General features: G+C 75.9%; 3 protein-coding genes and 1 pseudogene. 1 reads left to right on the forward strand and 3 read right to left on the reverse strand.

Annotated elements, in window-relative coordinates; translation table 11 throughout:
• Positions 1-8: 8 nt before the first annotated feature.
• The gene (locus ACSNOH_RS17760; RefSeq protein WP_436722324.1) at positions 9-2,477 is read left to right on the forward strand and encodes a penicillin acylase family protein; all 2,469 of its coding nucleotides are present in this window, start codon (positions 9-11) and stop codon (positions 2,475-2,477) included.
• A gap of 33 nt (positions 2,478-2,510) precedes the next feature.
• Here the strand turns inward: ACSNOH_RS17760 and ACSNOH_RS17765 are convergent, their stop codons facing one another.
• The 3 genes and pseudogenes from ACSNOH_RS17765 to ACSNOH_RS17775 all read right to left on the reverse strand — a co-directional run.
• Positions 2,511-4,064: an acyl-CoA synthetase gene (locus ACSNOH_RS17765; RefSeq protein WP_436722325.1), complete on the reverse strand. Its 1,554-nt coding sequence runs from the start codon at positions 4,062-4,064 to the stop codon at positions 2,511-2,513.
• A 129-nt stretch (positions 4,065-4,193) separates the two neighbouring features.
• A pseudogene (locus tag ACSNOH_RS17770) lies at positions 4,194-5,294 on the reverse strand (nitronate monooxygenase); the annotation flags it as partial.
• 77 nt (positions 5,295-5,371) lie between these two features.
• On the reverse strand, positions 5,372-6,665 hold a 1,294-nt coding region (locus ACSNOH_RS17775; RefSeq protein ID WP_436722326.1), incomplete at its 5' end, for a tetratricopeptide repeat protein.

A 6,665-nucleotide genomic window follows, 5' to 3' on the forward strand; every position in this document is an offset into this window, starting at 1 on the left:
GAGACACGTTGCCCCTACGTCATCGCATCCGCGCCCTGGCGGGCCTCGGCCTGGCGGTGCTGACCTGCGCCGCAGCGCTGCCCGGCGAGGCCGCGGCCGCCACCGCCGGCGCGCCCGCCTCCGAACGCGCCTCGGGCGGCGGCCTGTCCGCCGTCATCCGCTATACCGAATACGGCATCCCGCACATCCTCGCGAAGGACTACGCGAACCTCGGCTTCGGCACCGGCTGGGCTCAGGCCTCCGACCAGGTCTGCACTCTCGCCGAAGGGTTCGTCACCCTGCGCGGCGAGCGCTCGGCCCGCTTCGGCGCCGGCGCCGAGCCCGACGGCTCGCTGTCCTCCGCCACCACCAACCTCTCCAGCGACCTGTTCTTCCGCGGCATCAACGACGCCGGGACCGTCGAGAAGCTCCTCGGTCGGCCCGCCCCCGCCGGCCCGAGCCGGCAGGCGAAAGAACTGATGCGCGGCTGGGCCGCCGGCTACAACGCCTGGCTGGCACAGCACCGCATCACCGACCCCGCCTGCCGCGGCGCCGCCTGGGTCACCCCCGTCACCGCGCTCGACGTAGCGCGGCGCGGCTTTGCCATCACCGTCCTCGGCGGCCAGGGCCTGGCGGCCGACGGCATCGCGGGCGCGGCACAACCGGGCGCGGCACAACCGGGGGCGGCACAACCGGGGGCGGCGCCCCGAGCTGCCAAGGCTCCGGCGGACCCCGCCGAAACGGCCCGCAAGGTCTTCGAGCAGCGGCGCAGGGCCGCCGGCCTGGGGTCGAACGCCGTGGCGTTCGCGGGCTCCGCCGCCGCGAACGGGCGCGGCCTGCTGCTCGGCAACCCCCACTACCCGTGGCAGGGAGGCCGCCGCTTCTGGCAGTCGCAGCAGACCATCCCCGGCGAGCTGAACGTCTCCGGCGGCTCGCTGCTCGGCATGCCGATCGTGGAGATCGGTTTCAACGAGCGGATCGCCTGGAGCCACACGGTCGCGACCGGTGTCCCGGCGAGCCTGTACGAGCTGCGGACCGCGCCCGGCGATCCGCACGCCTACCTCGTCGACGGCAGACGGGAGAGGATGACCGAGCGCAAGGTGACCGTGCCCGTACGGGGCGAGGACGGCCGGACGGCCGAGGTCACCCGCAGTCAGTGGTGGACGCGGTACGGGCCGGTGGTGACCTCTCTCGACGAGCTACCGCTGCCCTGGGCGGACGGCAAGGCGTACGCCCTGGTGGACCTCAATGCGGAGAGCCTGCGCTTCACCGACGCCTCCCTCGCCCTGGGCAAGTCCCGCAGCGTGCGCGGGATCCAGGACGCCCTGCGCCGCACGCAGGGCCTGCCGTGGGTGAACACGATCGCCGCCGACTCGGGCGGCCACAGTCTCTACACCCAGTCGCAGGTGCTGCCGCGGGTCACCGACGAGCTCGCCGGGCGCTGCTCCACCGATCTGGGCCGGCGGACGTTCCCGGCCGCAGGCCTGGCCGTGCTGGACGGCTCCCGCGGCGCCTGCGCGCTGGGGCGCGACACCGATGCCGTCCAGCCGGGCATATTCGGTCCCTCCGCAATGCCGGCGCTGGTGGACGCCCCGTACGCGGAGAACTCCAACGACAGCCCCTGGCTCGCCAACGCGGACCGGCCGCTCACCGGCTATCCGCGGATCTTCGGTGACGTCGCCACGCCCCGTTCGGTGCGCACCCGCGGGGCGATCGAGGACGTCTCCGCCATGGCGCGGCGCGGCAAGCTGACCGTGGCGGACCTGGAGCGGCAGCAGTTCGCGAACCGTGCCCCCGCGGGCGACCTGGCCGCGGCGGACGCGGCGAGGGCGTGCGCCGCGCTGCCGGGCGGGAAGGCGACGGGCAGCGACGGCAGGGCCACCGACGTCTCCGAGGCCTGCGGAGTGCTGGGCCGCTGGGACCGTACGGTGCGCACCGGCAGCAAGGGAGCGGTCCTGTTCGCCCGCTTCTGGGGCAGGCTCGTCCGCGCCGTCCCGCAGGCGGAGCTGTGGCGCGTCCCCTTCTCCCCCGCCGCCCCCGTCACCACGCCGAACACCCTCAACACGGCCTCCCCCGCCTTCGGCCGGGCCCTCGCCGACACGGTCGCCGAGCTGCGGTCGGCGGGCATCGCCCTGGACGCACCTCTGGGCGAGCACCAGTTCGTCGTGCGGAACGGCGAGCGCATCCCCGTCCCCGGCGGCGCCGACGCGCTGGGCATCTGGAACATGATCGAGTCCGCGCCGTGGGACTCCGCCCGCGGCGGCTGGTCCGAGGTGCGGCACGGGTCCAGCTACATCCAGGCGGTCGGCTTCGACGGCGGCGCCTGCCCGGTGGCCCGCACGCTCCTGACGTACGGGCAGTCGTCGGATCCCGGCTCGCCGCACTCCGCGGACCAGACCCGGCTGTTCTCGGCCGGGCGGATGGTCCCGGGCCGGTTCTGCGAGAAGGACATCCTGTCCTCGCCGCAGCTGCGGGTGGTCCGGGTGAGCGAACGCTGACGGCTCCGGCCCCACAGGCCGGGCCGGGGCCGCTCACACCGGGCGGTCCCGGCCCTTCCAGTAGGGCTCGCGCAGGCGGCGCTTGTAGAGCTTGCCGTTGGGGTCACGGGGCATCGCGGCGGTGAACTCGACGGTCCTGGGCCGCTTGTAGCCGGCCAGGGCCGCGGCGCAGTGCGCGAGGATGTCCGCGGCCAGCGGGGCGCCCGGCGCGTGCCCCTCGGCGGGTTCGACGACCGCGCGGACCTCCTCGCCCCAGTCGTCGTGCGGCACGCCGAAGACCGCGGCGTCGGCGACGGCCGGGTGGGCGAGCAGCACGGCTTCGATCTCCGCGGGGTAGATGTTGACGCCCCCGGAGATGATCAGGTCGATCTTGCGGTCGCGGAGGAAGAGATAGCCGTCCTCGTCCAGGTAGCCGAGGTCGCCGACGGTGAAGAAGTCGCCGATGCGGCCGGCGCGGGTCTTGCCGTCGTCCTTGTGGTACGCGAAGCCGCCGGTGGTCATCTTCATGTAGACGGTGCCGAGCCGGCCCGCCGGGAGGCGGTTGCCGTCGTCGTCGAACACGGCGAGCTCGCTGATGGGCCAGGCCCTGCCGACGGTGCCGGGCTTCTTCAGCCAGTCCTCGGCGGTGGCGAAGGCGCCGCCGCCCTCGCTGGCCGCGTAGTACTCCTCGATGCAGCCGCCCCACCAGTCGATCATCGCTCGTTTGACGTGCTCGGGGCAGGGCGCTGCGCCGTGTACGGCGTGGCGCATGGACGACACGTCGTAGCGGGCCCGTACGTGCTCCGGCAGGGCCAGCAGCCGCTGGAACTGGGTGGGGACCATGTGCGTGTGGGTGCACCGGTGCGTCTCGATCAGGCGCAGCATCTCCTCGGGCGTCCACTTGTCCATGACGACCAGCCGGTGGCCGATGTGCAGGGACGCGGCCGCGAACTGCAGCACGGCCGTGTGGTAGAGCGGCGAGCACACCAGGTGGGTGTTGCCGTCGAACGGCCGGATGCCGAAGATGCCGAGGAATCCGCCCAGGTGGCCCTCTTCGGGTGGTCTGCCGGTGAGCGGGCGCCGGATGCCGCGGGGCCGGCCGGTGGTGCCGGAGGTGTAGTTCATGACCCAGCCGGCGGTGCGGCCGGGCGGCGGAGTCTCCGGGTGTCCGTCGAGGAGAGCGGCGTACGGGCGGAAGCCCGCGACGCTGCCGACCGCGTAGCGCCGGGCGGCGGGCAGGGCGGCCTCGTCCGCGGCGGCCGTCGCTTGAGCGGCGAACCGCTCGTGGGCGATGAGCGCCTTGGCCTCGCTGTCGGCGACGATCCAGGCGATCTCGGGCCCCACGAGGTGGTGGTTGACGGGAACCAGGTACAGGCCCGCCTGCGTCGCGGCGAGGTGGGCGGTGAGCAGTTCGGGGCCGTTGGGGAGCACGACGGCGAACGCGTCTCCGTCCCGCAGGCCCGCGGCGCGCAGCCCGTGGACGAGCCGGTTGGCGGCACCGTGCAGGCGGCCGGCGGTCCAGGTGTCGCCGGCGGGGCCGGTGAGGACGACGCGGCCGGGGTCGGCGGCGGCCTGCGCCCAGAACCCGTTGGGCGGTCGGGGTGCCATGGGGCCTCCTTCGTCGTGGGGCGGACGGCGCGGTGGCTCCCGCGCTCAGCGGTCGGGCCCGGCACGGCCGTCGCCGTTCCCGGCGCCGGGCGCCGGGGCGGCCCCGCGGTCGCGGGCCGCCGGGGCCGCCGCGCGCGCCGCCGCGCGCTCCAGCCGTGCGACGGCCCGTTCGAAGCCCTTCGTCAGGTCGTCGAAGACGGCCTGTACGCCGCGGCGGGTGTTCATGCTGCCGACGATCTGGCCGACCGGCGTGCCCAGCAGCGGCCCGGTCTCGTGCTTCTGGATGCGGGTCATGGCCTCGGCGACGAGGAGGCCCTGCAGGGGCATGGGCAGGGGGCCGGGCCCGGCGGGGTCGTCCCAGGCATCCGTCCAGGCCGTGCGCAGCTGGCGGGCGGGCTTGCCGGTGAGGGCGCGGGAGCGCACGGTGTCACCGGAGCCCGCGGCGAGGAGCTTGGCGGTCAGCGCCGGTGACCCCAGGTCGGCTTCCTCGGTGGTGAGCCAGACGGAGCCGGTCCACACGCCCTGGGCGCCGAGGGCGAGCGCCGCGGCGGCCTGTTCGCCGGAGCCGATGCCGCCGGCCGCGAGAACGGGCAGTGGCGCGACGGCGCGGACGACTTCGGGGGTGAGGACCATGGTGGCGATCTCGCCGGTGTGGCCGCCCGCTTCGTAGCCCTGGGCGACGACGATGTCGATGCCGGCCTCGGCGTGCCGGGCGGCGTGCCGGGCGCTGCCGGCGAGCGCGGCGACGAGCGCGCCGTGGGCGTGGGCGCGCCGGACCACGTCGGCGGGCGGCGGGCCGAGGGCGTTGGCGATGAGGGCGACCGGGTGCTCGAAGGCGGCGTCGAGCTGGGCGCGGGCGACGTCCTCCATCCAGCCGGTGATGCGCCAGCCCTGCCGTTGTCCGGCGGCGAGTTCGGGGACGCCGTGCCGGGCGAGGACGTCGCGGACGAAGCGGCGGTGCCCTTCGGGGATCATCGCCTCGGCGTCCGCCTCGGTGACGCCTTCCACCTTCTTGGCGGGCATGACGACGTCGAGGCCGTACGGTCTTCCGCCGGTGCGGGCGTCCATCCAGTCGAGGTCCCGGGCGAGGGCTTGCGGGTCGGTGTAGCGGACGGCGCCGAGGACGCCGAGCCCTCCGGCCCGGGAGATCGCCGCGGCGACCGCGGGGAAGGGCGTGAAGCCGAAGACGGCGTGCTCGATGCCCAGCCGCCGGCTCAACTCGGTCTGCATGGGCGGCAGGATGCCGCAGGGGGCCGGGCGAGGGAAGAGGTTTTCTGACGGAACGTCAGCCAGGCCCGGCGGGCCGCTCAGCGGTGCAGCGGCCGCCCCCGCGCCGCCCCGACCCGGCGGACCGCCGCGACCTGCCGGTAGAGCTCCACGGCCTCGGTGGAGCGGCCCAGCTGTTCGAGGCAGTGCGCTTCGTCGTTGCGGCTGGTGAGGGCGTCCGGGTGGTCGGCGCCCAGCACCCGCTGCCGGGCCTGCGCGACCTCGCGGTAGACGGCGAGGGCCTCGGTCCAGCGGCCGAGCCAGCCCAGCGCGACCGCGATCTCGCGGCGGCTGACCAGCGTCTCGGGGTGGTCCGGCCCGAGGACGCGCTCGCGCACCGCGCACACGTCGCGCGCCTCGGCCAGGGCCTCCTCCCAGCGGCCGAGGCGGCCGAGGTTGACGCCCAGGCAGTGCCGGGCGCGCAGGGTGTCCGGGTCGTCGGGCCCCTGGGCGCGGGTGCGCTCGTCCGCGAGCTCGCGGAACAGCCGCAGGGCTTCCGCGCTGCGCTGCAGGCGGCCGAGGCAGATGCCGGTCTCGTAGCGGGCGGCGAGCGTGTCGGGGTGGCCGGGGCCGAGCACCCGCTGCCGGGCCACCGCGACCTCGCGGTAGGTCTGCAGCGCCTCGGTCCAGCGGCCCAGCTGGCCCAGCGCGTAGCCGACCTCGTAGCGGCTGACGAGGGTGTCCGGGTGGGCGGGGCCCAGGACCCGGGAGCGGGTGACCGCGACCTCGCACGCCATGCGGTACGACTCCTCCAGCCGGCCGAGACGGCCCAGGTTGAAGGCCAGGTTGTGGCGGCAGCGCAGGGTGTCGGGGTGCTCGGGGCCGGCGGTCCGCTCGCGCGCGGCGAGCACGGCGGCGTACACGTCGTGCGCCTCGAAGTGCCGGCCGAGCTGCCCGAGGACGTACGCCGTCTCCTGCCGCGCGGCGAGCGTGGCGGGGTGGTCCGGCCCCAGGACGCGCTCGCGCCCGGCCGCGGCCCGGGCGTACTCGCGCAGCGCCTCGCCGGGGCGGCCCAGGGCGCTCAGGGCGAAGGCGGCCTCGTAGCGGCTGGTGAGGGTGTCGGGGTGGTCGGGGCCCAGGAGGCGCTCGCGGCCGGCGGCGACGGCGGCGTGCGCCCGGCCGGCCTCCTCCCAGCGGCCCAGCCGGCCCAGGCGCAGCGCTTCCTGATGGCGGGCCACGAGCGCGGCGACGGCCTCCGGCGCGGGCGGTGCGGGCGCCTCGCGGACGGCGGGCAGGCCGCCGGCGGGCACGGCCTTGAGGCCGGCGGCACCCGCCGGCCCCGTCGGCCCTGCGAGCCCGGTCGGCCCTGCCGGCCCCTCCGGTCCCCCTGGCCCC

It is taken from the genome of Streptomyces sp. URMC 127 (assembly GCF_051386535.1).
Classification (GTDB): Bacteria; Actinomycetota; Actinomycetes; order Streptomycetales; family Streptomycetaceae; genus Streptomyces.